Source organism: Cryobacterium sp. SO2, from assembly GCF_026151165.2.
Lineage (GTDB): Bacteria > Actinomycetota > Actinomycetes > Actinomycetales > Microbacteriaceae > Cryobacterium.
Map to the genome: position 1 here is coordinate 1,392,157 of NZ_CP117849.1, position 23,259 is coordinate 1,415,415.

At 69.2% G+C, this 23,259-nt stretch carries 21 protein-coding genes; 20 read left to right on the forward strand and 1 reads right to left on the reverse strand.

What is annotated here, in order from left to right; translation table 11 throughout:
• Position 1: 1 nt before the first annotated feature.
• The 6 genes from hisB (at position 2) to BJQ94_RS06380 (ending at position 8,753) form a co-directional block, all read left to right on the forward strand.
• Positions 2 to 619, forward strand: a complete 618-nt coding sequence (hisB, locus tag BJQ94_RS06355; RefSeq protein ID WP_265399088.1) for an imidazoleglycerol-phosphate dehydratase HisB — start codon at positions 2 to 4, stop codon at positions 617 to 619.
• Positions 616 to 1,248 carry an imidazole glycerol phosphate synthase subunit HisH gene (gene hisH, locus BJQ94_RS06360; protein ID WP_265399089.1) on the forward strand — a complete coding sequence of 211 codons (633 nt, stop codon included), beginning with the start codon at positions 616 to 618 and terminating at the stop codon, positions 1,246 to 1,248. Before hisB ends, hisH begins: the two co-directional genes overlap by 4 nt.
• 60 nt (positions 1,249 to 1,308) lie before the next feature.
• The gene (priA, locus tag BJQ94_RS06365; protein ID WP_265399090.1) at positions 1,309 to 2,055 is read left to right on the forward strand and encodes a bifunctional 1-(5-phosphoribosyl)-5-((5-phosphoribosylamino)methylideneamino)imidazole-4-carboxamide isomerase/phosphoribosylanthranilate isomerase PriA; all 747 of its coding nucleotides are present in this window, start codon (positions 1,309 to 1,311) and stop codon (positions 2,053 to 2,055) included.
• Entirely contained in the window at positions 2,039 to 2,872 is an 834-nt protein-coding gene (locus BJQ94_RS06370; protein ID WP_265399091.1) for an SseB family protein, read from the forward strand. Before priA ends, BJQ94_RS06370 begins: the two co-directional genes overlap by 17 nt.
• 189 nt (positions 2,873 to 3,061) lie before the next feature.
• Positions 3,062 to 7,981 (forward strand): DEAD/DEAH box helicase, encoded by a 4,920-nt coding sequence (locus BJQ94_RS06375; RefSeq protein ID WP_265399092.1) that lies wholly within the window; start codon positions 3,062 to 3,064, stop codon positions 7,979 to 7,981.
• Positions 7,974 to 8,753: a DNA-formamidopyrimidine glycosylase family protein gene (locus BJQ94_RS06380; protein ID WP_265399093.1), complete on the forward strand. Its 780-nt coding sequence runs from the start codon at positions 7,974 to 7,976 to the stop codon at positions 8,751 to 8,753. The genes BJQ94_RS06375 and BJQ94_RS06380 overlap by 8 nt, the downstream gene beginning before the upstream one ends.
• Positions 8,754 to 8,885: 132 nt before the next feature.
• On the opposite strand, the gene BJQ94_RS06385 is transcribed toward BJQ94_RS06380, so the two are convergent.
• Positions 8,886 to 9,236, reverse strand: a complete 351-nt coding sequence (locus tag BJQ94_RS06385) for a DUF1844 domain-containing protein (RefSeq protein ID WP_265399094.1) — start codon at positions 9,234 to 9,236, stop codon at positions 8,886 to 8,888.
• A gap of 293 nt (positions 9,237 to 9,529) precedes the next feature.
• On the opposite strand from BJQ94_RS06385, the gene infC reads away from it, so the two are divergent.
• The 14 genes from infC (at position 9,530) to BJQ94_RS06455 (ending at position 23,187) form a co-directional block, all read left to right on the forward strand.
• The gene (gene infC, locus BJQ94_RS06390; protein ID WP_084020755.1) at positions 9,530 to 10,114 is read left to right on the forward strand and encodes a translation initiation factor IF-3; all 585 of its coding nucleotides are present in this window, start codon (positions 9,530 to 9,532) and stop codon (positions 10,112 to 10,114) included.
• On the forward strand, positions 10,107 to 10,301 hold the full coding sequence (rpmI, locus tag BJQ94_RS06395) for a 50S ribosomal protein L35 (protein WP_066594389.1): 195 nt from the start codon (positions 10,107 to 10,109) through the stop codon (positions 10,299 to 10,301). Before infC ends, rpmI begins: the two co-directional genes overlap by 8 nt.
• A gap of 27 nt (positions 10,302 to 10,328) precedes the next feature.
• Entirely contained in the window at positions 10,329 to 10,715 is a 387-nt protein-coding gene (rplT, locus tag BJQ94_RS06400) for a 50S ribosomal protein L20 (RefSeq protein ID WP_265399095.1), read from the forward strand.
• 108 nt (positions 10,716 to 10,823) lie between these two features.
• Positions 10,824 to 11,624, forward strand: a complete 801-nt coding sequence (locus BJQ94_RS06405; RefSeq protein ID WP_265399096.1) for an RNA methyltransferase — start codon at positions 10,824 to 10,826, stop codon at positions 11,622 to 11,624.
• Between the two features lie 149 nt (positions 11,625 to 11,773).
• Positions 11,774 to 12,502 (forward strand): amino acid ABC transporter ATP-binding protein, encoded by a 729-nt coding sequence (locus BJQ94_RS06410; RefSeq protein WP_265399097.1) that lies wholly within the window; start codon positions 11,774 to 11,776, stop codon positions 12,500 to 12,502.
• A gap of 57 nt (positions 12,503 to 12,559) precedes the next feature.
• On the forward strand, positions 12,560 to 13,411 hold the full coding sequence (locus BJQ94_RS06415) for a glutamate ABC transporter substrate-binding protein (protein WP_345893483.1): 852 nt from the start codon (positions 12,560 to 12,562) through the stop codon (positions 13,409 to 13,411).
• Positions 13,412 to 13,519: 108 nt separating this feature from the next.
• Positions 13,520 to 14,167: an amino acid ABC transporter permease gene (locus BJQ94_RS06420; RefSeq protein WP_265399099.1), complete on the forward strand. Its 648-nt coding sequence runs from the start codon at positions 13,520 to 13,522 to the stop codon at positions 14,165 to 14,167.
• Positions 14,168 to 14,217: 50 nt separating this feature from the next.
• Positions 14,218 to 15,048 carry an amino acid ABC transporter permease gene (locus BJQ94_RS06425; RefSeq protein ID WP_265399100.1) on the forward strand — a complete coding sequence of 277 codons (831 nt, stop codon included), beginning with the start codon at positions 14,218 to 14,220 and terminating at the stop codon, positions 15,046 to 15,048.
• 60 nt (positions 15,049 to 15,108) lie between these two features.
• Complete coding sequence (gene pheS / locus BJQ94_RS06430) at positions 15,109 to 16,149, forward strand: phenylalanine--tRNA ligase subunit alpha (protein WP_265399101.1); 1,041 nt, start codon at positions 15,109 to 15,111, stop codon at positions 16,147 to 16,149.
• Positions 16,149 to 18,683: a phenylalanine--tRNA ligase subunit beta gene (pheT, locus tag BJQ94_RS06435; protein ID WP_265399102.1), complete on the forward strand. Its 2,535-nt coding sequence runs from the start codon at positions 16,149 to 16,151 to the stop codon at positions 18,681 to 18,683. The genes pheS and pheT overlap by 1 nt, the downstream gene beginning before the upstream one ends.
• 127 nt (positions 18,684 to 18,810) lie before the next feature.
• The gene (argC, locus tag BJQ94_RS06440) at positions 18,811 to 19,854 is read left to right on the forward strand and encodes an N-acetyl-gamma-glutamyl-phosphate reductase (protein ID WP_265399103.1); all 1,044 of its coding nucleotides are present in this window, start codon (positions 18,811 to 18,813) and stop codon (positions 19,852 to 19,854) included.
• Complete coding sequence (gene argJ, locus BJQ94_RS06445; RefSeq protein ID WP_265399104.1) at positions 19,851 to 21,032, forward strand: bifunctional glutamate N-acetyltransferase/amino-acid acetyltransferase ArgJ; 1,182 nt, start codon at positions 19,851 to 19,853, stop codon at positions 21,030 to 21,032. Before argC ends, argJ begins: the two co-directional genes overlap by 4 nt.
• Complete coding sequence (argB, locus tag BJQ94_RS06450; RefSeq protein WP_265399105.1) at positions 21,032 to 21,985, forward strand: acetylglutamate kinase; 954 nt, start codon at positions 21,032 to 21,034, stop codon at positions 21,983 to 21,985. Before argJ ends, argB begins: the two co-directional genes overlap by 1 nt.
• Entirely contained in the window at positions 21,982 to 23,187 is a 1,206-nt protein-coding gene (locus BJQ94_RS06455; RefSeq protein WP_265399106.1) for an acetylornithine transaminase, read from the forward strand. The genes argB and BJQ94_RS06455 overlap by 4 nt, the downstream gene beginning before the upstream one ends.
• The last annotated feature ends 72 nt before the right edge of the window (positions 23,188 to 23,259 follow it).

Here is a 23,259-nt window from a genome sequence, read left to right on the forward strand (position 1 = left end):
CATGAGCAACGTCACGCCCGCGCCTCGCCGTGCCCACCTGCAGCGCGAAACCAGCGAATCGAGCATCGATCTCTCGATCGACCTCGACGGCACCGGAGTGAGCGACATCCACACCACAGTGCCGTTCTACGACCACCTGCTCACCGCGTTCGCCAAGCACTCGCTGACCGACCTCACCGTGCACGCCAAGGGCGACATCGAGATCGACGTGCACCACACCGTCGAAGACATCGGCATCGTGCTGGGCCAGGCGATCAAGCAGGCCCTCGGCGACAAGTCCGGCATCTCCCGGTACGGCGACGCCCTGGTGCCGCTGGACGAGGCCCTCGTGCAGGCCGTCGTCGACATCTCCGGCCGCCCGTACCTCGTGCACACCGGTGAACCGGCCGGCTTCGAATTCCACCTCATCGGCGGCCACTTCACCGGCTCCATGGTGCGGCACGTCTTCGAGGCGATCGCGTTCAACGCCGCGCTCACCGTGCACGTCACCGTCGTCGGCGGCCGCGACCCGCACCACATCGCCGAAGCCGAGTTCAAGGCCTTCGCCCGCGCCTTCCGCCAGGCCAAGGCCTACGACGCCCTCGTCAGCGGCATCCCGTCCACCAAGGGCGCTCTATGACCAGCGTCGTCGTCCTGGACTACGGCACCGGCAATGTGCACTCCGCCGTCAAGGCGCTCGAACTGGCCGGAGCCGACGTCACCCTGACCGGCGACCGCAAGCTCGCGTTGGAAGCCGACGGCCTCCTCGTTCCCGGTGTCGGCGCATTCAGCGCCGTGATGTCGGCGTTGAACGAGGCCCACGGCGGCGACATCATCGACAAACGCCTCTCCGGCGGGCGCGCAGTGATGGGAATCTGCGTGGGCATGCAGGTCATGTTCGAGCGCGGCGTCGAACGCGGCGCCGACACCGAGGGGCTCGGCGAGTGGCCGGGCACCATCACGGCGCTGCCGGCGCCCGTGCTGCCGCACATGGGCTGGAACACCGTCACGCCAGACCCCGATTCGGTGCTGTTCCGCGGGCTGGAGGAGGAGCGTTTTTACTTCGTGCACTCCTACGCCGCCCAGGAATGGACCCTAGACGTGATGCCCCCGTTCCCGGTTCCCCGCCTCACCTGGGCCGAGCACGGCGCGCCGTTCCTCGCCGCCGTCGAGAACGGGCCCCTGACGGCCACCCAGTTCCACCCCGAGAAGAGCGGCGACGCCGGCATCCGCCTGCTGTCGAACTGGCTCGGCACCCTCCGCGACTAGTCGTCCCACCATCCGGCCGCCACGCGCGCGGCCGCCCAATCACGAAAAAGGCACCCCCCAATGAGCGAGTTCACCAAGACCCCGAAACTGGTCCTCCTGCCGGCCGTCGACGTGGCGGACGGCAAGGCCGTGCGTCTCACCCAGGGTGAGGCCGGCACCGAGACCAACTACGGCGACCCGATGGATGCCGCACTCGACTGGGCGAACCAGGGCGCAGAATGGATCCACCTCGTCGACCTCGACGCCGCCTTCGGCCGGGGCAACAACACGAGCGTGCTCAAGAAGGTCATCAAGCAGCTCCGCGGCGTGAACGTTGAGCTGTCCGGCGGCATCCGTGACGACAGGTCACTGGAGGCGGCCCTCGGCACCGGAGTCAAGCGCATCAACCTGGGCACGGCGGCGCTGGAGAACCCGGAGTGGGCCGCCAGTGTCATCGCGCAGTACGGCGACGCGATCGCGGTCGGCCTGGACGTGCGCGGCACGACGCTCGCCGCCCGCGGCTGGACCAAGGACGGCGGCGACCTCTGGCAGGTGCTCGAGCGCCTCGAGGAAGCCGGCTGCACCCGCTACGTCGTCACCGACGTCACCAAGGACGGCACCCTCAAGGGACCGAACATCGAACTGCTGCGCGAGGTCATGGAGCGCACCCACCGGCCTGTGATCGCATCCGGCGGCATCGCCAGCCTCGACGACATCGCGGCACTCCGCGAGCTCGTTCCCCTCGGCCTGGAAGGCGCGATCGTGGGCAAGGCCCTCTACGCGGGCGCCTTCACCCTCGCCGAGGCGCTGGATGTCTCCGGCGCGTAACCTCGGCTCCACCGGCCGGCCCAACGCGTCCGCCGGCGACTCCGGCGACCAGACTGGGGACTCCGCCGGCCAAGCCTGGGCCGGCCGGTCGCTGGGCGACACCGAATTCGCCGACGACGACGGCCTCGCGCCAGCCGCACTCCTCGACGCGCTCGGCCGGTTCCGGGCCAGGGAACTCGGCGAGGAGGGTGTCGTCGACGCCCTCCGCTCGGCGCGGCTGCTCATCCCGCTGGTGACCGCGCTCGGCGGCGACGACGGGTCGCCCGCCGACCTCGGCCCGCACGGCCTCCGGGTCGACAAGACCCAGGAGCTCTCCATCATCACCGTCGCGGGGCCGGACGGCCGCGCCGTGCTGCCGGTGTTCTCCTCGGCGGCCACCATGCAGGCCTGGAACGCCGACGCCCGGCCGGTGCCCGCCGACGCGGTGCGGGTAGCCCTCGCCGCCGCCCAGGAGGACACCGACCTGGTGGTGCTCGACCCCACCGCCGACACCGAGTTCGTCGTGCGCCGGCCCGCGCTCTGGGCCATCGCCCAGTCCGCGCCGTGGACCCCCAGCTACGCCAGCCGCCAGGTCGCCGCCGCCTTCGAGGACTCCATCACGAGTGAACTGGCGGCGTTGTCGGTGAGCCTCACCGCCGGCGACCCGCACGCCCGGCTGGCCGGACCGGAGTTGATCGTGCGGCTCGAACTCGTCGACGGCCTCAGCCGCGCCGACCTCGATGCCACCCTCGCCCGTCTCGCCGCCCGCTGGGCAGCCGACGACGTGATCGCCACCGGGGTCGACTCCCTCCGCGTGCAAATCGTCGCCTCAGCCTGACCGGTCCGCCCGGGTCCCGCCCTCGCCTGACGTATCCGACCTGCCCCGGCCCATCCGCCAGCCCGGCAGCGGCAGCAACTGTTGCCGAAGCGGACAATTGCACCCGGCGCACCGGGCGCAATTGTCCGCACGGGGAACAGTTGCGGCGGCATTCGGGCCGATGTCGGGGGGATCGGGGAGGATAGGAAGATGACGGAGATCCTGCAGCGCCTCTCGCCGGCCACCCGCGAGTGGTTCTCCGGCGCGTTCGATGCGCCCACCGAGGCGCAGCTCGGCGCCTGGGACGCCATCTCCCGCGGCTCGCACACCCTCGTCGTCGCCCCCACCGGGTCGGGCAAGACCCTGGCCGCGTTCCTCTGGGCGCTCGACCGGCTCTACTCGGCGTCCACGACCCCGGCCACTGCCACTGCGGCCCCGACGGATGCGGCTGCCACGCCGGCACCCGCCCCGACCGGCACCCGGGTGCTCTACATCTCCCCGCTGAAGGCCCTCGGCGTCGACGTGGAACGCAACCTGCGGGCCCCGCTCGTGGGCATCGGCCAGGCTGCCGAACGGCTGGGCCTCGCCCCCGTGCGCGTGACTGTGGGCGTGCGGAGCGGCGACACCCCCGCGGCCGACCGGCGCACCCTGGTGAAGACGCCACCCGAGATCCTCATCACCACCCCCGAGTCGTTGTTCCTCATGCTCACCTCCGCCGCCCGCGAGTCCCTCCGGGGCGTGGACACCGTGATCATCGACGAGATCCACGCCGTGGCGGCGAGCAAGCGCGGCGCCCACCTCGCCGTGTCCCTTGAGCGCCTCGACGCCCTGCTCGCCAAGCCGGCCCAGCGCATCGGCCTGTCCGCCACAGTGCGGCCGGCCTCAGAGGTCGCCCGGTTCCTCGGCGGCCTCGCCCCGGTCGAGATCGTGGCTCCCAAGAACGAGAAGCGGTTCGACCTGCGCGTGGTCGTTCCCGTCGACGATATGAGCCAGCTCGGCGCCGTGGCCGCGCCGGAGGGAGCCACCTCGGCGGCCGCGCCGCAGACCGGGTCGATCTGGCCGCATGTGGAAGAAGCAATCGTGGACGCCGTGCTCGCGCACTCGTCGTCGATCGTGTTCGCCAACTCCCGGCGCCTGGCCGAGCGTCTCACCGCCAGGTTCAACGAGATCTACGCCGACCGGCTCGCCGCGGCCGACGAGGCCGAGCTGGTGCTCGCCGGCGGCCCTGACAGTGCTGCGGGCGCATCCGCCCTCGCCGCCCGGCCGATCGCGGCACCGCCGTCGCGGCCGCCCGCTGAGCTGATGGGCGGCAGCGGCCAGAGCGAGGGCGCCGAAGCGCTGCTCGCGCGTGCGCACCACGGGTCGGTGAGCAAGGAACAGCGGGCCATGATCGAGGACGACCTCAAGTCCGGGCGGCTCCGCTGCGTGGTGGCCACCTCGAGCCTCGAACTCGGCATCGACATGGGCGAGGTCGACCTGGTCGTGCAGGTGGAATCGCCGCCGTCGGTGGCCAGTGGCCTGCAGCGCGTGGGCCGGGCCGGGCACCAGGTCGGCGAGGTCTCCCGCGGCATCATCTTCCCCAAGCACCGTGCCGACCTCATCCACGCCACCGTCGCGGCCGAGCGGATGGTGTCGGGCATGATCGAGTCGCTGCAGGTACCCGCCAACCCGCTCGACATCCTCGCCCAGCAGACTGTCGCCGCCGTGGCCCTCGAGCCGATCGACGCCGAAGAGTGGTTCGACGCCGTGCGCCGTAGCGCCCCGTTCGCCACCCTGCCGCGCTCCGCCTACGAGGCCACCCTCGACCTGCTCGCCGGGCGGTATCCGTCCGACCAGTTCGCCGAGCTGCGGCCGCGCATCATCTGGGACCGCGACACGGGCCTGCTCACCGGCCGGCCCGGCGCCCAGCGCCTCGCCGTCACGAGCGGCGGCACCATCCCCGACCGTGGGCTGTTCGGCGTCTTCATGGTGGGCGGCGACCAAGCCACCGGCCGCCGGGTGGGTGAGCTCGACGAGGAAATGGTCTACGAATCCAGGGTCGGCGACGTCTTCGCGCTCGGGGCGACGAGCTGGCGTATCCAGGAGATCACCCACGACAGGGTGCTCGTGCTGCCGGCGTTCGGCGAACCGGGCCGGCTGCCGTTCTGGAAGGGCGACGGCCTGGGCCGGCCTGCCGAACTCGGCGCGGCCATCGGCGCCTTCCTCCGTGAGGTGTCCGCCCTGTCGCCCGCCGAGGCCCGGGCGCGCTGCTCGGCGGGCGGCCTCGACGACCGAGCCGTCACCAACCTGCTGGCCTTCCTCGACGAACAACGTGCGGCCACTCGCTACCTGCCCACCGACCAGACCCTCGTCGTCGAGAGATTCCGCGACGAACTCGGCGACTGGCGGGTCATCCTGCACTCACCGTTCGGCCTCACCGTGCACGCGCCCTGGGCCCTAGCCGTGGGCGCCAGGGTGCGGGAACGCTTCGGCATCGACGGCGCCTGCGTCGCCAGCGACGACGGCATCGTGGTGCGCATCCCCGACACCGAGACCGAACCGCCCGGAGCCGACCTCTTCGTCTTCGACCCCGACGAGCTCGAACAGCTCGTCACCGACGAGGTCGGCGGCTCTGCCCTGTTCGCCTCCAGGTTCCGCGAGTGCGCCGCCCGGGCGCTGCTGCTGCCCCGGTACCGGCCGGGCAGCCGCTCCCCGCTCTGGCAGCAACGCCAGAAGGCCTCCCAACTGCTGGATGTGGCGCGCGAGTACCCGTCGTTCCCGATCATCCTCGAGACCATTCGCGAGTGCCTGCAGGATGTCTACGACCTGCCCGCCCTCGTCGGCCTGGCCAAACAGGTGGCCAGCCGCGCCATCCGGCTGGTGGAGACCAGCACCGATTCGGCCAGTCCGTTCGCCAACGCCCTCTTGTTCGGCTACGTGGCCGCGTTCATGTACGAGGGCGACTCGCCGCTGGCCGAACGCCGCGCCACGGCCCTGTCGATCGACTCCGGCCTGCTCGCCGAACTGCTCGGCCGGGTGGAGCTGCGGGAACTGCTCGACCCTGCGGTGATGGAGCAGACCGACGCCGAACTGCAACGGCTCGCGCCCGACCGTCGCGCCCGCGGGCTCGAGGGCGTGGCCGACCTGCTGCGCGGCCTCGGCCCGCTCACCGAGGTGGAGGTCGCCGAGCGTCTGCAGGCACCGGCCGACAGCGGCAGCCACACCGGCACCGGCACGAGCCCGGAGGGGGACGCCGACGGTGACCCCGACTCCGCGGCGGCCCTGGCCGTGCCGCCGGCATCCGTCGCCGTGGCCCGGGCGCACCTGGACACCCTCACCGGTGCGCGGCGCGCGCTCAAGGTGGGCATCGCCGGCGAGGACCGCTGGGTCGTCATCGAAGACGCCGGCCGGCTGCGGGATGCTCTCGGCGTGCCGCTGCCGCCCGGCATCCCCGAGGCCTTCACCGAGAGCGTGAAGGATCCCCTCGGTGACCTGGTGAGCCGGTACGCCCGCACCCACGGCCCGTTCACCACGGCCGATGTGGCCGCCAGGTTCGGTTTCGGCACGGCCATCGCGCTCGGCGCCCTGCGCCGGCTCGCCGATGCCCGGCGCCTGATCGAAGGGGAGTTCCGCCCGCACGGCACCGGCACCGAATGGTGCGACGCCGAGGTGCTCCGCCGCCTCCGCCGCCGCTCGCTCGCGGCGCTCCGGCACGAGGTCGAGCCCGTCGACCAGAGCACCCTGGGCCGGTTCCTGCCGGCCTGGCAACACGTGGGCAGCCGGTTGCGCGGCGTGGACGGGGTCGCGTCGGTGATCGAACAGCTCGAGGGCGCCCGCATCCCGGCCTCCGCCTGGGAGACACTGATCCTGCCCGCGCGCGTGGCCGACTACAACCCGGGCATGCTCGACGAACTCACCAACGCCGGCGAGGTGCTCTGGGCCGGCGCCGGCACGCTCGCCGGCAACGACGGCTGGGTGAGCCTGCACCTGGCCGACACCGCCCCGCTCACCCTGCCGATGCCCACCGAACTGGACACCACGCCGCTGCAACGGGAGATCCTCGCGACCCTCGGTGGAGGCGGCGGCTACTTCTTCCGCCAACTGGCCGAATCGGTCGGCAGCCAGGACGACGGCGAACTCGTCGACGCACTCTGGGACCTGGTCTGGTCAGGCCTGGTCAGCAACGACACCTTCGCCCCGGTGCGATCGCTCGTCTCCGGCGGCAAGACCGCACACTACACCCGCCGCGCCGCTCCCCGGGCCCGGATGCACCGCGGCCGCGCCCTGCCCCGGCCCAGCCTGCCCAGCCGGCAGGGCCCGCCCACTGTCTCCGGCCGCTGGTCGATCGTGCCCGTCGCCGACACCTCGGCCACCCGGCGCGCGCACGCCCTGGGTGAGACCCTGCTCGAACGCTACGGCGTCGTCACCCGCGGTGCCGTGATGGGGGAGAACGTGCTCGGCGGCTTCGCCCTGGTCTACAAGACCCTCAGCGGCTTCGAGGAGATGGGCCGCTGCCGGCGCGGGTACTTCGTGGAGGGCCTCGGCGCCGCCCAGTTCGCCACGGCCGGCACCATCGACCGGATGCGCGGCTACGTCGACCAGCAGGAACGCGCCGAACGCGGCGACAGGTCCGCCGTCACCGCGGTGACCCTCGCCGCGACCGACCCGGCCAACCCCTACGGGGCCGTGCTGCCCTGGCCTGCCCTCCCGGAGGGCACCGGCCACCGGCCGGGCCGCAAGGCCGGCGGTCTGGTGGTGCTCGTCGACGGGCACCTGGTGCTCTACGTGGAACGCGGCGGCAAGTCGATGCTGGTGTTCGACCCGGCCGCCGCGCCACCCGCCACCGATGCCGACGCTGCCGGTTCTGCTACCGACGCTGCCGGGAACGGCGCAGAGTCCCCAGCCGCCGGCGCCGCGTCATCCGCACCGGCCCGGGCGACGTCGACGAGGCCGGGAACGCCGCGCGCCGCGGCGACCGAGGCCGTGCTGGCGGCCACCCGGTCGCTGGCAGCCACGGTCACCGGCGGGCGGGTACCCAAGCTGGCCGTCGAAACCGTGAACGCCGAGTTCGTGCTCGGCACCACGGTGGGCGATGCCCTGCGCGCCGCCGGCTTCACCGAAACGCCGCGGGGGTTGAGGCTCAGTGCCTGAGGGCGACACCGTCTACCGCAGCGCCCGCAGCCTCGATGAGGCCCTGCACGGCACCACGCTCACCCGCTGCGACATCCGCGTGCCCGCCTTCGCCACCGTCGACCTCACCGGCCAGACCGTGCACGAGGTGATCAGCCGCGGCAAACACCTGGTGGCACACGTGGGGGAGACCAGCATCCACTCGCACCTGAAGATGGAGGGCACCTGGCACCTCTACCGGCACGGCACGAAATGGCAGCGGCCGGCGTTCCAGGCCCGCATCGTGCTGGAGGCCGCGGACTGGGTGGCCGTGGGTTTCGAGCTCGGCACCCTGGAACTCTTCCCCACCCCGGACGACGAACAGCACCTCGGCTACCTCGGCCCCGACCTGCTCGGCCCCGACTGGGACGCGACGGAGGCTGTGCGCCGGCTCGCCGGGGAGGGGGAGCGGCCGGTGGCGGTGGCACTGGGTGACCAGCGCAACCTGTCCGGACTCGGCAACGTGTACGTCAACGAACTGTGTTTCCTGCGCGGGCTGCTGCCCACCCGGCCCGTCACCGAGGTGACCGACCTGCACGGCCTGGTGGCGCTCGCCCACCGGCTGATCACGGCCAACCGGGACCGTTCAGAGCGCACCACCACCGGCAATCTGCGCCGGGGCATGCGCACCTTCGTCTACGGGAGGGAACGGCAGCCCTGCCGACGCTGCGGCACCCGCATCCGGAGCGGCCAACTCGGCCGCAGCGAACTCGAGCAGCGGGTCACCTATTGGTGCCCGCGCTGCCAAACCTGAGGTGCGCGCGTGGCGCCCCCACTCGCTGGTCGAGCTTGTCGAGACCTGGTGAGGTCGTCTCACGGGGTCTACTTCGACAGGCTCAGCACGGCGTCGGCAGGCTCGACCAGCGACGTGGTGTGAGAGAAAGCCCTAGTTGACGGGGCCGGTGAACTTCTCGCCCGGGCCCTGGCCGATCGGGTCGGGGATGGCGGACGCCTCGCGGAAGGCCAGCTGCAACGAGCGCAGACCGTCGCGGAGGCTGCGCGCGTGCATGTCCGAGATGTCGGGGGCGGATGCCGTGATCAGGCCGGCGAGGGCCGTGATCAGCTTGCGCGCCTCATCCAGGTCGATCTGGGTCTCGGGGTCGTCGGCGAGCCCGACCTTGACCGCCGATGCGCTCATCAGGTGCACCGCCGCGGTCGTGATGATCTCCACGGCCGCCACATCCGCGATGTCCCGCGTAGCCTGGCTGGATTGGTCCTGATCGTAATTGTCGCTCACTGGTTTCCTCTGCTATGCTTACCCGGGCTCCGAGATGAAAGTCTCGGTACGAAAGTGGATAATCTCCCACCCGCGCTTGACCGCTTCATAAAGGTTACCGGGTAGTTTGCACTCCGCCGTCGCTTGCTGGTTTCCAGCTTGCACGGTAGATAGGGTGCCGCACGTGGTTGATGAGTGACGGAACAAGGAAATGTTCTGAAGCTTGGGATTGCGCGCGCGATTGTCTCCTCTTCGTCTCCGGACGACATCCGTTGTCAGGCTGTAGCCACGATGCTTGAGTAGAGGAGAGACGCATCAGCGATCCCCGTACAAATGACCGTATCCGCGTCCCCGAAGTCCGTCTCGTTGGTCCCAACGGCGAACAGGTTGGGGTCGTGGCGATTGATGTCGCCCTGCGCCTGGCACAGGAGGCTGACCTCGATCTGGTCGAAGTAGCCCCCACGTCCAAGCCGCCGGTCGCGAAGATCATGGATTACGGCAAGTTCAAGTACGAAGCTGCGCAGAAGGCCAAAGAAGCCCGGCGCAACCAGGCGAACACGATCCTCAAAGAGGTTCGTTTCCGTCTCAAGATTGATAAGCACGACTACGAGACCAAGCGCAAGCGCGCCGAAGGCTTCCTGAAGGCCGGCGACAAGGTCAAGGCCATGATTCTGTTCCGTGGCCGTGAACAGTCCCGTCCCGACCAGGGTGTACGTCTGCTTCAGAGATTTGCCGAGGATGTCGCGGAGTTCGGTTCTGTGGAATCGAGCCCGACCATTGACGGTCGAAACATGGTCATGGTGATTGGCCCGCTGAAGAACAAATCAGAGGCCAAGGCAGAGGCCAATGCACATAGAGCTGCTGACAAAGCAGCCAAACAGGAGGAAAAGAATGCCTAAGCAGAAGACCCACTCTGGGACAAAGAAGCGTTTCAAGGTCACTGGCTCCGGCAAGATCATGAAGCAGCAGGCCGGACTTCGCCACAACCTCGAGGTCAAGAGCACGCAGCGCAAGTCACGCCTGAACCAGGACCAGGTTCTCGCCAAGGCCGACGTCAAGGCCATCAAGAAGCTTCTCGGCCACTAGGCCCCGTACCCCTAAAGGAATTAGAAAATGGCAAGAGTAAAGAGGGCCGTCAACGCCCACAAGAAGCGTCGCGTAATCCTTGAGCGCGCCGAGGGTTACCGCGGTCAGCGTTCACGCCTGTACCGCAAGGCCAAGGAGCAGGTCACTCACTCCCTCGTCTACAGCTACCGTGACCGTCGTGCACGCAAGGGTGACTTCCGTCGCCTGTGGATCCAGCGCATCAACGCTGCGTCCCGTGCAAACGGCCTGACCTACAACCGCCTCATCCAAGGCCTCGCCCTGGCCGGCATCCAGGTTGACCGTCGCATCCTCGCCGACCTCGCCGTCACCGAGCCCGCCACCTTCGCGGCCATCGTTGAGAGCGCCAAGGCAGCACTGCCCGCTGACACCTCCGCACCCAAGGTCGCGAAGTAGTCACACAGCTTTTCCTCAACGGGAGCGATCGCCATCGGCGGTCGCTCCCGTTTTGCATGCCCGGCGAGGCATTCTCTGGCCGGGGTGTGCGGCACCTAAACTGGGAGCATGCTAGATAACCCCCGATCTCCTCGCGTGCGTGCCGTCGCGAAACTTGCGAACCGAGCCGCCCGCTCCGAGACGGGACTGTTCCTGCTCGAAGGCCCGCAGGCCGTCTCCGAAGCCCTCACCTTTCGCCCCGAACTCGTCGTGGAGTTGTACGCGACCCCCACCGCGCTCGAGCGGTACACCGACATCGCCGAGGCCGCCGTGGCCGCGGGCGTCGACGTCGAATTCGTCACCGAGCAGGTGCTCGAGACGATGGCGGACACCGTCACCCCGCAGGGCTTCGTCGCGGTGTGCCACCAGTTCCCCACCTCGATCAAGAAGATCTTCGCCAACGAGCCCAAGCTCATCGCGATCCTCGAAGAGGTGCGCGACCCGGGCAACGCCGGCACCATCATCCGGGCAGCGGATGCCGCGGGCGCCGATGCCGTGATCTTCACCGGCCGCAGCGTCGACCTCTACAACCCCAAGGTGGTGCGCTCGTCCACCGGCTCGATCTTCCACCTGCCCGTTGCCGTCGGCGTCACCCTGGCCGACGTGCGTGAGCGCGCCAAGTTCGCCGGGATGCAGATCCTCGCGGCCGACATCAAGGGCGACGACCTGCTCGAGGCCCGCACCAGCGGCCTGCTCGCCGCTCCGACGGCCTGGCTTTTCGGCAACGAAGCCCGAGGTCTCACCGAGGAAGACCTGGCTCTGGCCGACAAGGCGATCAGCGTTCCGATCTACGGCCACGCCGAATCGATGAACCTCGCGACGGCCGCATCCGTGTGCCTGTATGAGAGCGCGTTTTCCCAGCGCGACTAGCATCTTTCCCGGTCGGGCGTCTATTACATTTGGGTTACCGACCGGGTTAATGGTGGTCTGGCCGCCGCCCCCTGCCCTAGGTTGGGGGGTATGGAGCCAACAGATACATCACCGGCGACGTCCAATATCACCGTGCGCCGGGGGAACCCTTGGTCGTCATCACGGACGTCAACAAGAACTACGGGGACCTGCACGTTCTGAAGAACATCAACGCCACGGTCAACCGCGGCGAGGTGGTCGTGGTCATCGGCCCGAGCGGCTCGGGCAAGTCCACGCTCTGTCGGGCGATCAACCGGCTTGAGACCATCGACAACGGATCGATCACGATCGACGGCAAGGAACTGCCGGCAGAGGGCAAGGCCCTCGCCCAGCTCCGAGCCGATGTCGGCATGGTGTTCCAGGCGTTCAACCTGTTCGCACACAAGACCGTGCTCGAGAACGTGACGCTGGGCCCGATCAAGGTGCGCGGCATGAGCAAGGCCGACGCAGAGAAGAAGGCGTTGGCGCTTCTGGAACGTGTCGGGGTGGCCAATCAGGCCCAGAAGATGCCGTCCCAGCTTTCCGGCGGCCAGCAGCAGCGGGTGGCCATCGCCAGGGCTCTGGCCATGGACCCCAAGCTGATCCTGCTCGATGAGCCCACCAGTGCGCTCGACCCCGAGATGATCAACGAGGTGCTCGAGGTCATGGTCGACCTCGCCAACGAGGGCATGACGATGATCGTCGTCACCCACGAAATGGGCTTCGCCCGCCGTGCCGCCGACAGGGTCATCTTCATGGCCGAGGGCGACATCGTCGAGGAGACCACCCCGGAGAAGTTCTTCACGAACCCCCAGAGCACGAGAGCGAAAGACTTCCTCTCCAAAATACTTGCCCACTAACCGGTCGGCGAGACACACAGCACACAGGAGGAAACCATGAGACGCAACAAGGGTCTAATGATCTCAGCCATCGCCCTGGTCGGAGCGTTCGCGCTGACCGGCTGCACCGATTCCGGCGCCACCACGTCCTCGGCCGCACCCGTCGAGGAAGATGTCACGTTCGCGGAGGGCAGCACCATGGCCGCGCTCAACGAAGCCGGCGAAATCACCATCGGCACCAAGTTCGACCAGCCCCTGTTCGGTCTCAAGGGTCCGGACGGCACCCCGGTCGGCTTCGACGTCGAAATCGGCAAGCTCATCGCGGCGAAGCTCGGCATTGAGGCGTCGAACATCACCTGGACCGAGACTGTCTCCGCCAACCGCGAGCCGTTCATCCAGAACGGTGACGTCGACCTCGTCGTCGCCACCTACACGATCAACGACGCCCGCAAGGAAGTTGTCTCGTTCGCCGGTCCGTACTACGAAGCCGGCCAGGACCTGCTCGTTCTGGCGGGCAACGACGCGAAGATCACCGGACCGGAGGACCTCGCTGACAAGACGGTCTGTACCGTGAGCGGATCCACGTCGGAGAAGAACATCGCCGCGTACACGTCCAACGTGATCGCCACCGACACCTACTCCAACTGCCTCGGCCCGCTGCGCAGCGGCGAAGTCGACGCCGTCACCACCGACAACGTGATCCTGGCCGGCCTCGCCGACCAGAACGCCGGTGAGTTCGAGGTTGTCGGCAACCCGTTCACCGCCGAGCCTTACGGCATCGGCCTGGCCAAGGACGACACCGAGTTCCGCGACTTCATCAACGACGTTCTGGAAGAGTCCTACGACGATGGTTCCTGGGCAGCAGCCTGGGAGGCCACCGCGGGTTCAGTACTCGAGACGCCGGAACCCCCGGCGGTCGACCGCTACTAGCAGTACAGCTCGATCCGATCGGGGTGGCCGCACCGGCCGCCCCGATCGGTTGTTCTCCTGAAATACATCGACCACTACGGTCTCGAACCAACACAGAGGAGGTGAGTCTTGGACGCTGTCATCGAAAACCTGCCGCTCTTTCTGGAAGGCTTCAGAAACACACTTGGCTTGCTGATTTTCTCCGGCATCGGCGCGCTCGTCTTGGGCATCGTCGTTGCCTCACTGCGAATCTCGCCGGTCGCGTCCTTCCGCACCTTTGCGACCGTCTACACGGAGCTTGTGCGCAACACCCCGCTCACCCTCGTTCTGTTCTTCTGCGCGTTCATTTTGCCGTACCTGCAGTTTTCGCCGGGCTACTTCCAACTCGCCCTGATCGGGCTCACGGTCTACACCTCTCCCTTTGTGGCCGAGGCACTGCGTTCCGGGATCAACGGCGTTCCCGTCGGCCAGGCTGAGGCAGCCCGCAGCGTCGGCCTCACCTTCGGTCAGTCCCTGAGCTACGTGATCATGCCCCAGGCCGTGCGGATGGTGATTCCCCCGCTGATCAACGTCTTCATCGCCCTCACGAAGAACACGTCCGTCGCCGGCGCGTTCTTTGTCTTCGAACTCTTCGGCGTCGGCCGCAGGGTCACCAACGACCGCGGTGACGAGGTCATCGCGATTCTGCTCGCCGTCGCGTTCTTCTACCTGATCATCACGATCACACTCGGCCAGATCGCGGCCAGGGTGGAAAAGAAAGTGGCGGTGCTGCGATGAGCTCGGTTCTCTACGATGCACCGGGGCCCAAGGCCCGCGCACGGTCGCGAGTGATCTCAGTTGTCGGTGTTGTTCTCGTACTGGCCCTCCTGGCCTGGCTGATCTGGGCACTGGGCACACCCAAGGCCAGCGCCAACGGCGTTGTCCAGCCGGGCATGTGGGATGCCATGCGCTGGGACGTCTTCTCCGACCGTCAGGTGTGGCTTGCACTGGGCCGCGGAGTCCTGGCCACCCTGAGGATGGCCGGAGTAGCCGCGGTGATCGCCCTGGTCCTCGGAGTGGTGTTCTCGTTCGGTCGGTCCGCCGATCACCGGGCCATACGCATCCCGACCACGATCATCCTCGAATTCGTGCGCGGCCTGCCGGTGCTTCTGATGATGCTCTTCATCCTTCTCGTGTTCGCCACGGGCGCCTACTGGGCCGGTGTCGCGGCGCTGGGTCTCTACAACGGTGCGATCATCGGGGAGGCGCTGCGGGCGGGCATCCAATCGCTGCCTCGCGGTCAGCGCGAGGCCGGCCTGGCCATCGGACTCACTCCGCTGTCCACCCGGTTCCGGATCGAATTCCCGCAGGCGTTCCGCCAGATGCTGCCGATCATCATCGCCCAGCTGGTGGTGCTGCTCAAGGACACCTCGCTGGCATTCATCGTGGGTTACGGCGAACTGCTGCGCGAGGGCGTGCGGAACCTGCCGAACTTCTTCGGTGAGCGTTACCAGTTCTCGTTCTTCCTGGTCGTGCTGGTCATCTACCTCGCGATGAACATGTCGTTGTCCTGGCTGGCCCGGGTCATCGCCCGCCGTTCGGGCCCGAAGGCCGGCAAGATCGTCGAGCCGGCGCCGGAGCCCATGCCGAACGCGGCTGGACCGGGCGGCGGCTTCTAAAGCCCACGGTGTGCCGGCTGCCGCAGCCCGTGCGGCGGCCGGGCACTAAACTTGGGTCTCGTGTCTGCCCCCACTGAAATAACCGAACCCGTCGTCACCGCGGCCGTCGATGCCGCCCTCGCGGCCATCGAAGCCGCCACTGACTCCGCCGCCCTCAAGGCCGTGCGCTCGGCGCACGTCGGCGAGGCCTCGCCGCTGGCCGCGCTGAACGCTCTCATGCGCAGCGTGCCCGGCGACCAGAAGGCCGCCGCCGGCAAACTCGTCGGCCAGGCCCGCGCCCGGGTGAACCAGGCGTTGAGCGCCCGCGAAGCCGCGATCGTCGAAGCCGAGGCCACCGCCCAGCTCGCCGCCGAAGCCGTGGACGTCACCGCCGCCGCCTCCACCTGGCGGGCCGGGGCCCGGCATCCGCTCACTCTGCTGCAGGAGCGCGTCTCAGACGTGTTCGTGGGCATGGGCTGGGAGGTCGCAGAGGGCCCGGAGCTCGAGAGCGAGTGGTTCAACTTCGACGCGTTGAACTTCGACGAGGACCACCCGGCCCGCGCCATGCAGGACACGTTCTTCATCGACCCGCCCGAGGCGCACCTGGTGCTGCGCACGCACACCTCGCCCGTGCAGATGCGCGCGCTGCTGGGCAACGAGCCGCCCGTCTACCGGATCTCTCCCGGCCGCGTCTACCGCACGGATGAACTCGACGCCACCCACACCCCGGTCTTCCACCAGATCGAGGGCATCGCCGTGGACAAGGGCCTCACCATGGCCCACCTGCGTGGCACCCTCGACCACTTCGTCAAGGCACTCTTCGGTGACGAGGCCAAGGTGCGCCTGCGCCCCAACTACTTCCCGTTCACCGAGCCGAGCGCCGAGCTCGACCTCTGGCACCCCACCTTCAAGGACGGCGCCCGCTGGATCGAGTGGGGTGGCTGCGGCATGGTCAACGCCAATGTGCTGCGCTCCGCCGGGATCGACCCCGAGGTCTACTCCGGATTCGCGTTCGGCGTTGGCGTCGAACGAGCACTGATGTTCCGCAACGATGTGAAGGATATGCACGACATGGTCGAAGGCGACGTTCGGTTCAGCCAGCAGTACGGGATGACCGTCTGATGCGCGTTCCCCTGAGCTGGCTCGGCGAATTCGTCGACCTAGAACCCGGCACCACCCCCGAAGCCGTGCACGCCGCCTTGGTGAGCGTGGGCCTGGAGGAAGAAGAGATCCACCGCTTCGAGCTGACCGGCCCCATCGTGGTGGGCCAGGTTCTCGAGTTCGTCGGTGAAGTGCAGACCAACGGCAAGACCATCAACTGGTGCCAGGTGCGCGTCGCCGCGGACGGCGAACTCGCCGCAGACGGCGGCCCGGCCATCCACGGCATCGTCTGTGGCGCCCACAACTTCGTCGTCGGCGACAAGGTCGTCGTGACCCTGCCCGGCGCCGTGCTGCCCGGGCCGTTCCCGATCGCGCCGCGCAAGACCTACGGCCACGTCTCTGACGGCATGATCGCCTCGGCCCGCGAACTCGGCCTCGGCGACGAGCACGCCGGCATCCTGGTGCTCGGCGGCCTCGGTCTCGACCCCGAGATCGGCACGGATGCGATCAGCCTGCTGGGCCTGGACGACTCCGCCGTGGAGATCAACGTCACGCCCGACCGCGGCTACGCGTTCTCGATCCGCGGCGTCGCCCGCGAGTATTCGCACGCCACCGGCGCGACCTTCCGCGACCCGGCCCTCGCCGTGACCGCGACGGCGTCCACCGAGGTCTTCCCGGTCTCGATCGACGATGCCGCACCCATCCGCAATCGTGTCGGCGCGAGCGTCTTCGTCACCCGCGTTGTGCGCGGCGTCGACCCGAGCAAGCCGTCACCGGCCTGGCTCATCGCCCGGCTCAAGCTGGCCGGCATCCGCTCGATCTCGCTGATCGTGGACATCACCAACTACGTGATGATCGAACTCGGCCAGCCGATCCACGGCTACGACCTCGACAAGCTCACCGGGGGCCTGGTCGTGCGCCGCGCGCAGGCTGGGGAGAAGATCGTCACCCTCGACGACGTCACCCGCACCCTGAACCCCGAAGACCTGCTGATCACGGACGGTTCCGGCCCCATCGGCCTGGCCGGCGTGATGGGCGGAGCGACCACCGAGATCGGCGCGGGCACCACCAACGTGCTGGTCGAGGCCGCGAATTTCGACCCGGTGTCGATCGCGCGCACCGCCCGCCGGCACAAGCTGCCCAGCGAAGCGTCCCGCCGGTTCGAACGCGGTGTCGACCCCGAGGTCGCTGCTGTGGCAGCCGCCAGGGTGGTGCAGCTGCTCGTCGAGCTCGCCGGGGGAGTGGCCGACGGACTCGGCTCGCTGCACGACGCCACCCCGGAGCGCACCCCGATCGACCTGCCCACCGGCTTCGTCTCCGGCCTGATCGGCCTGGAGTACACCCGCGAGGAGGTGCGCACCTCGCTCGCCGAGATCGGCGCCTCCATGACCGAGACCGAAACCGGCCTGGCCGTGGTCGCGCCCAGCTGGCGCCCCGACCTCACCGACAAGTGGACCCTCGCCGAGGAGGTCGCCCGCATCGTCGGGTACGACCGCATTCCGTCGGTGCTGCCCGTCGCCCCGCCCGGCCGCGGCCTCACCCGCACGCAGCAGCTCAAGCGTTCGGTCGCCAACGTGCTCGCCGCGACCGGCCACACCGAGGTGCTGGCCTACCCGTTCGTCGCCGAGAAGGCCAACAACCTGTTCGGCGACTCGGTCAGCAGCACGGTTCCGCAGATCAAGGTGGCCAACCCGCTCGACGGCGAGGCGCCGTTCATGCGCACCTCGATGCTGCCGGGCCTCTTGCAGATCGCGCACCGCAACCTGTCCCGCGGCTCCACCGACCTGGCGATCTTCGAGCTCGGCTCGGTGTTCCGCCCGGTAGCAGGCGTCAGCTACGGCAGCGCCGTCGTGCCGCCGGCCGCCGTGCGGCCCAGTCGCGAGCTCGAAGCCCAGCTGAACGCCGGCATCCCGCCGCAGCCGTTCACCGCCGGCATCGTGCTGCTCGGCAACACCGTGCGCCACCAGCCCGGCCATACGCCCATCGCGGCGTCCTGGCAGGACGCCCTCACCGCCGTGCGGCAGATCGGCCTGGCCGTCGGCCTGCCGATCCTCGTGCGCCAGGGCACCCACCAGGCCATGCACCCCGGCCGCACCGCCGAGCTGTTCGTGGCAACGGATGCCGGCGACCTGTCCGTCGGCTTCGCGGGCGAACTGCTGCCCGCCGTCGCGCGCGGCGCCGACCTGCCCGCCGTGGTCGCTGTCGTCGAGCTGAACCTGTCCGCGGTCTTCGCCCAGGTGACCGGGGAGCTGCAGGCCACCGTGATCGGTACCAAGCCCGCCGCCACCCAGGACCTCTCCCTCGTCGTCGACGCCCAGGTGCCGGCCAGCGACGTGCTGGCCGCCGTGCGCGAGGGCAGCGGAGCGCTGCTGGAGAGCATCGACCTGGTCGACGACTACCGCGGCACGGGCATCGAGACCGGGCAGAAGTCGCTCACCTTCGCCCTGCGGTTCCGGGCGCCCGACCGCACCCTCACCGCCGCTGAGGCCAGCGACGCGAAGCTGGCCGGCGTGCAGCTCGCCGCGGCCCGCTTCGGGGCGCACCTGCGCGAGTAACCGGCCACCGAAGCACCGCCGAGCTGCCCCGTTTCGGACGAATTGCCCCCGCACAGCGGGGCAACTCGTCCGCAACGGGGCATTTCGCGATTCTTGGGCGGTGGCGGCAGCCGGGTAAGTTTGATTTATGGTCTTTTCGGTAGCTGTTGCGGGCGCGAGTGGGTATGCGGGCGGTGAGCTGCTGCGTCTGCTGGCCGCGCACCCCGATTTTGAGGTGCGCACGGTTACCGCGCACAGCAACTCCGGTCAGCGCCTGGTCGACGTGCAACCGCACCTGCGCTCGCTGTCCCACCTCGTGCTGGCCGACACGGATGCGTCCACCCTGGCCGGCCACGACGTCGTCTTCCTCGCCCTCCCGCACGGCGCCTCCGGGGCACTGACCGCCCAGCTGCCGGAAGACACCCTCGTGGTCGACTGCGGCGCCGACCACCGCCTCGAGAGCGAGGCCGACTGGGCCGCGTTCTACGGCGGCGACTACTTCGGCGCCTGGGCCTACGGTGTGCCCGAACTTCCCGTGGGCGACGGCCGACAGCGCGACCGCCTGGTGGGCGCCCGCCGCATCGCCGCGCCCGGCTGCAACGCCAGCACCGTGGCCCTCGCCCTGGCCCCCGGCATCCTCGCCGGCGTGATCGAGGCGGCCGACATCGTCGCCGTGCTCGCCGTCGGCCCCTCCGGCGCGGGCAAGAGCCTCAAGGTGCCCAACCTGGCCGCCGAGATCCTCGGCTCCGCCAACCCCTACGCCGTCGGCGGCACCCACCGGCACATCCCCGAGATCCAGCAGAGCCTGCGCTGGGCCGGAGCGACGAACCCGACGGTGTCGTTCACGCCGGTGATCGTGCCGATGTCGCGCGGCATCCTCGCCACCGCCACCGCACGAGTGGTGCCGGGCACCAGCGCGGCCGCTGTGCGCGAGGCCTGGGTCTCCGCCTACGCTGACGAACCGTTCGTGCATGTGCTGCCGCCAGGGCAGTTCCCGCGCACCGCCGACGTGCTCGGCGCCAATACCGCTCTCATCGGCCTCGCGGTCGACGAGGCCGCCGGCCGGGTCGTCACCGTCACCGCGGTCGACAACCTGGTCAAGGGCACCGCAGGCGCTGCCATCCAATCCGCCAACATTGCCCTGGGGCTGCCGGAAACCCGCGGCCTCAGCACGAATGGAGTTGCCCCGTGAGCGTCACCGCCCCCGCCGGATTCGCCGCCGCCGGTGTCACCGCCGGCCTCAAGAAGTCCGGTGGCCTCGACCTGGCCATCGTCGCCAACCTCGGCCCGCTCGCCAACGCTGCCACGGTGTTCACCAGCAACCGCTGCAAGGCCAACCCGATCATCTGGAGCCAGCAGGTCATGCGCGACGGCCGGGTGAGCGCCATCGTGCTCAACTCCGGCGGCGCCAACTGCTACACCGGCACCATCGGCTTCCAGACCACGCACGCCACGGCCGAAGCCGTCGCCGAGCAGCTGCAGGTCTCCGCGGGCGACGTGCTCGTCTGTTCCACCGGTCTGATCGGCGAGCAGCTCGACCTCGGCAAGCTCACCGCCGGAGTCTTCGACGCCGGCCTGGCCCTGAAGAACGCCGACGCGTCCTCCGCCGACGCGGGCCTCGCCGCCGCCCAGGCCATCATGACCACCGACACCCGCCCCAAGCAGGCCATCCAGGTGTCGCCGGCCGGGTGGACCATCGGCGGCATGGCCAAGGGTGCGGGCATGCTCGCTCCCGGTCTGGCCACCATGCTCGTGGTGATCACCACCGACGCCGTGCTCTCCTCCGCCCAGCTGGATGCGGCGTTGCGCGAAGCCACCCGGGTCACCTTCGACCGGCTCGACTCCGACGGCTGCATGTCGACCAACGACACCGTGAGCCTGCTCGCCTCCGGCGCCAGCGGCGTCGACGCCGACCCGGCCGAATTCGCCACCGCGCTCACCAACCTGTGCCGCGACCTCACCCTGCAGCTGCAGGGCGACGCCGAGGGTGCCTCCCACGACGTGGCGATCTCGGTGCGCAACGCCCACGCCGAGTCCGAGGCCGTCACCGTGGCCCGCGCGGTGTCGCGCAGCAACCTGTTCAAGGCCGCCATCTACGGCAACGACCCCAACTGGGGCCGGGTGCTCGCCGCGGTGGGCACCATCTCCGAGGCGGATGCGGCGTTCGACCCGTACGGCATCGACGTGGCCATCAACGGCATCCAGGTGTGCACGGCGGGGGAGCCAGACCAGCCCCGCGAACTCGTCGACCTCACCCCGCGTGCGGTCTCGGTGGTCATCGACCTGCACGCCGGCACCGCCGGCGCCACGATCTGGACCAACGACCTCACGCACGACTACGTCGAAGAGAACAGCGCGTACTCCAGCTGATGAGCGCCGACCAGACCAGCACCGGCATCCCCGCCGCACCGCCCCAGGTGCCCACGCTCGACGACGTCGACAACACCCCCGCGGAAGCCAAGGTCAAGGCCGCCACCCTGATCGAGGCGCTGCCCTGGCTCAAGAAGTTCCACGACCAGATCATCGTCGTCAAGTTCGGCGGCAACGCCATGGTCAGCGAGGAACTGCAACGTGCCTTCGCCGAGGACATGGTCTACCTGCGCTACGCCGGCATCCGTCCCGTCGTCGTGCACGGCGGCGGACCGCAGATCTCCGCCATGCTCGCCCGCCTGGGCATCGAGAGTGAATTCCGCGGCGGCTACCGGGTCACCACGCCGGAGGCCATGGATGTGGTGCGCATGGTGCTCACCGGGCAGATCAACCGCGACCTGGTCAGCCACATCAACGCTCACGGGCCCCTCGCCGCCGGTCTGAGCGGCGAAGACGCCGGCCTGTTCCGCGGCCGTCGCCGCGGTGTTGTCATCGACGGCGAAGAGGTCGACCTCGGCCTGGTCGGAGACGTCATCGGCGTCGACCCCGAGGCCGTGCTCGCGCAGCTCAATGCCGGCCGCATCCCGGTGGTCTCGTCGATCGCACCCGACACCGACGTTCCCGGCCAGTCCCTCAACGTGAACGCGGATGCCGCGGCCGCGGCCCTCGCCGTGTCGCTGAACGCGGCCAAGCTCGTGATCCTCACCGACGTGGCCGGCCTGTACAGCGACTGGCCCAACCGTGATTCACTCGTGTCGGTCATCGACGTCGATGCCCTGCGCACCCTGCTTCCCGATCTTGAATCGGGCATGATCCCCAAGATGACAGCCTGTCTGGACGCCGTCGAGGGTGGCGTCGCGAAAGCGGCGATCATCGATGGTCGAGTGCCGCACTCGATCCTCGTCGAGATCTTCACCGGAAGCGGTATCGGCACTGAGGTGGTTCCCGCATGACCTGGCACGAACGTTACGACACAGCGATGATGAAGACGCTCTCACCCCCGCTGGCGGTGCTCGTGCGCGGGGAGGGCTGCTACGTCTGGGACGAGAACGGCACCAAATACCTCGACTTCCTCGCCGGTATCGCCGTCAACTCGCTCGGCCACGCGCATCCGGACATGGTCGAAGCGGCCCGGCACCAGATCGGCACGCTCGCGCACATCTCCAACTACTTCGCCTCCCCGTCGCAGATCGAGCTGGCCGAGCGCCTCAAACGCCTCACCGGCGCCGGCGACGCGGGCCGGGTGTACTTCTGCAACTCCGGCGCCGAGGCCAACGAGGCCGCGTTCAAACTCGCCAGGCTCAACACTGCCGGCGGCCGTCGCCGCCGCATCCTGGCCCTGAACGACTCCTTCCACGGCCGCACCATGGGGGCGCTCGCCCTCACCGGCAAGCCGCTCATGCGCGCGCCGTTCGAGCCCGTGCCCGGCGGTGTCGAGCACATCGAGACCACCATCGCCGCGCTGGAGAGGGAGATCGACGACACCGTGGCCGCGCTGTTCCTCGAGCCCGTCAAGGGCGAGGCCGGCGTCATCGACCTGCCGGAGGGCTACCTGCGCCGCGCCCGTGAACTCTGCACCCAGCACGGCGTGCTGCTCATCATCGACGAGGTGCAGACCGGCGCCGGCCGCACCGGCGCCTGGTTCGCCTTCCAGCACGACAATGTGGTTCCGGATGCCGTCACGGTGGCCAAGGGCATCGGCGGGGGAGTCCCGATCGGAGCACTGGTGACCTTCGGAGCCACCTCCGATCTGTTCCAGCGGGGCCAGCACGGCTCCACCTTCGGCGGTAACCCGTTCGTGACTGCCACCTCGAACGCCGTGCTCGGCGTGATCGAGCGCGACGACCTGGTCGGCAACGCCGCCCGTCGGGGCGCACAGATCCGCGAGCTGATCACGCGCATCGATTCGCCCCTGATCAGCGAAGTCCGCGGCCGCGGGCTGCTGCTGGGCATCGGCCTCACCGAACCGGTGGCGCTCAAGCTGGCCGCCGCCGCCCACCAGGCCGGCCTGATCGTGAACGCCGCGAACGAATCCAGCATCCGGATGGCGCCGCCGCTCATCGTGGGCGACGCCGAGCTGGCCGATTTCGACACGCGCTTCCGGGCTGCCCTGGACAGCGTGACCCGTTCAGGGCTCGTCTCTGCGAACGCGTGACGTAGGCCAACGCTTAACGTCCCAACAGATAAGGTGGAGGAATCCTGCACGCCACCGAAGAATTCAGCGAAA

What these genes read in the sequence shown, in the direction of transcription:
- pheT (WP_265399102.1), top strand. Translation starts at nt 16,149, where the DNA reads ATGCGCGTTCCCCTGAGCTGGCTCGGCGAATTCGTCGACCTAGAACCC.
- hisH (WP_265399089.1), top strand. Translation starts at nt 616, where the DNA reads ATGACCAGCGTCGTCGTCCTGGACTACGGCACCGGCAATGTGCACTCC.
- priA (WP_265399090.1), top strand. Translation starts at nt 1,309, where the DNA reads ATGAGCGAGTTCACCAAGACCCCGAAACTGGTCCTCCTGCCGGCCGTC.
- BJQ94_RS06455 (WP_265399106.1), top strand. Translation starts at nt 21,982, where the DNA reads ATGACCTGGCACGAACGTTACGACACAGCGATGATGAAGACGCTCTCA.
- rpmI (WP_066594389.1), top strand. Translation starts at nt 10,107, where the DNA reads ATGCCTAAGCAGAAGACCCACTCTGGGACAAAGAAGCGTTTCAAGGTC.
- BJQ94_RS06375 (WP_265399092.1), top strand. Translation starts at nt 3,062, where the DNA reads ATGACGGAGATCCTGCAGCGCCTCTCGCCGGCCACCCGCGAGTGGTTC.
- BJQ94_RS06370 (WP_265399091.1), top strand. Translation starts at nt 2,039, where the DNA reads ATGTCTCCGGCGCGTAACCTCGGCTCCACCGGCCGGCCCAACGCGTCC.
- hisB (WP_265399088.1), top strand. Translation starts at nt 2, where the DNA reads ATGAGCAACGTCACGCCCGCGCCTCGCCGTGCCCACCTGCAGCGCGAA.
- BJQ94_RS06415 (WP_345893483.1), top strand. Translation starts at nt 12,560, where the DNA reads ATGATCTCAGCCATCGCCCTGGTCGGAGCGTTCGCGCTGACCGGCTGC.
- argB (WP_265399105.1), top strand. Translation starts at nt 21,032, where the DNA reads ATGAGCGCCGACCAGACCAGCACCGGCATCCCCGCCGCACCGCCCCAG.
- rplT (WP_265399095.1), top strand. Translation starts at nt 10,329, where the DNA reads ATGGCAAGAGTAAAGAGGGCCGTCAACGCCCACAAGAAGCGTCGCGTA.
- argC (WP_265399103.1), top strand. Translation starts at nt 18,811, where the DNA reads ATGGTCTTTTCGGTAGCTGTTGCGGGCGCGAGTGGGTATGCGGGCGGT.
- BJQ94_RS06405 (WP_265399096.1), top strand. Translation starts at nt 10,824, where the DNA reads ATGCTAGATAACCCCCGATCTCCTCGCGTGCGTGCCGTCGCGAAACTT.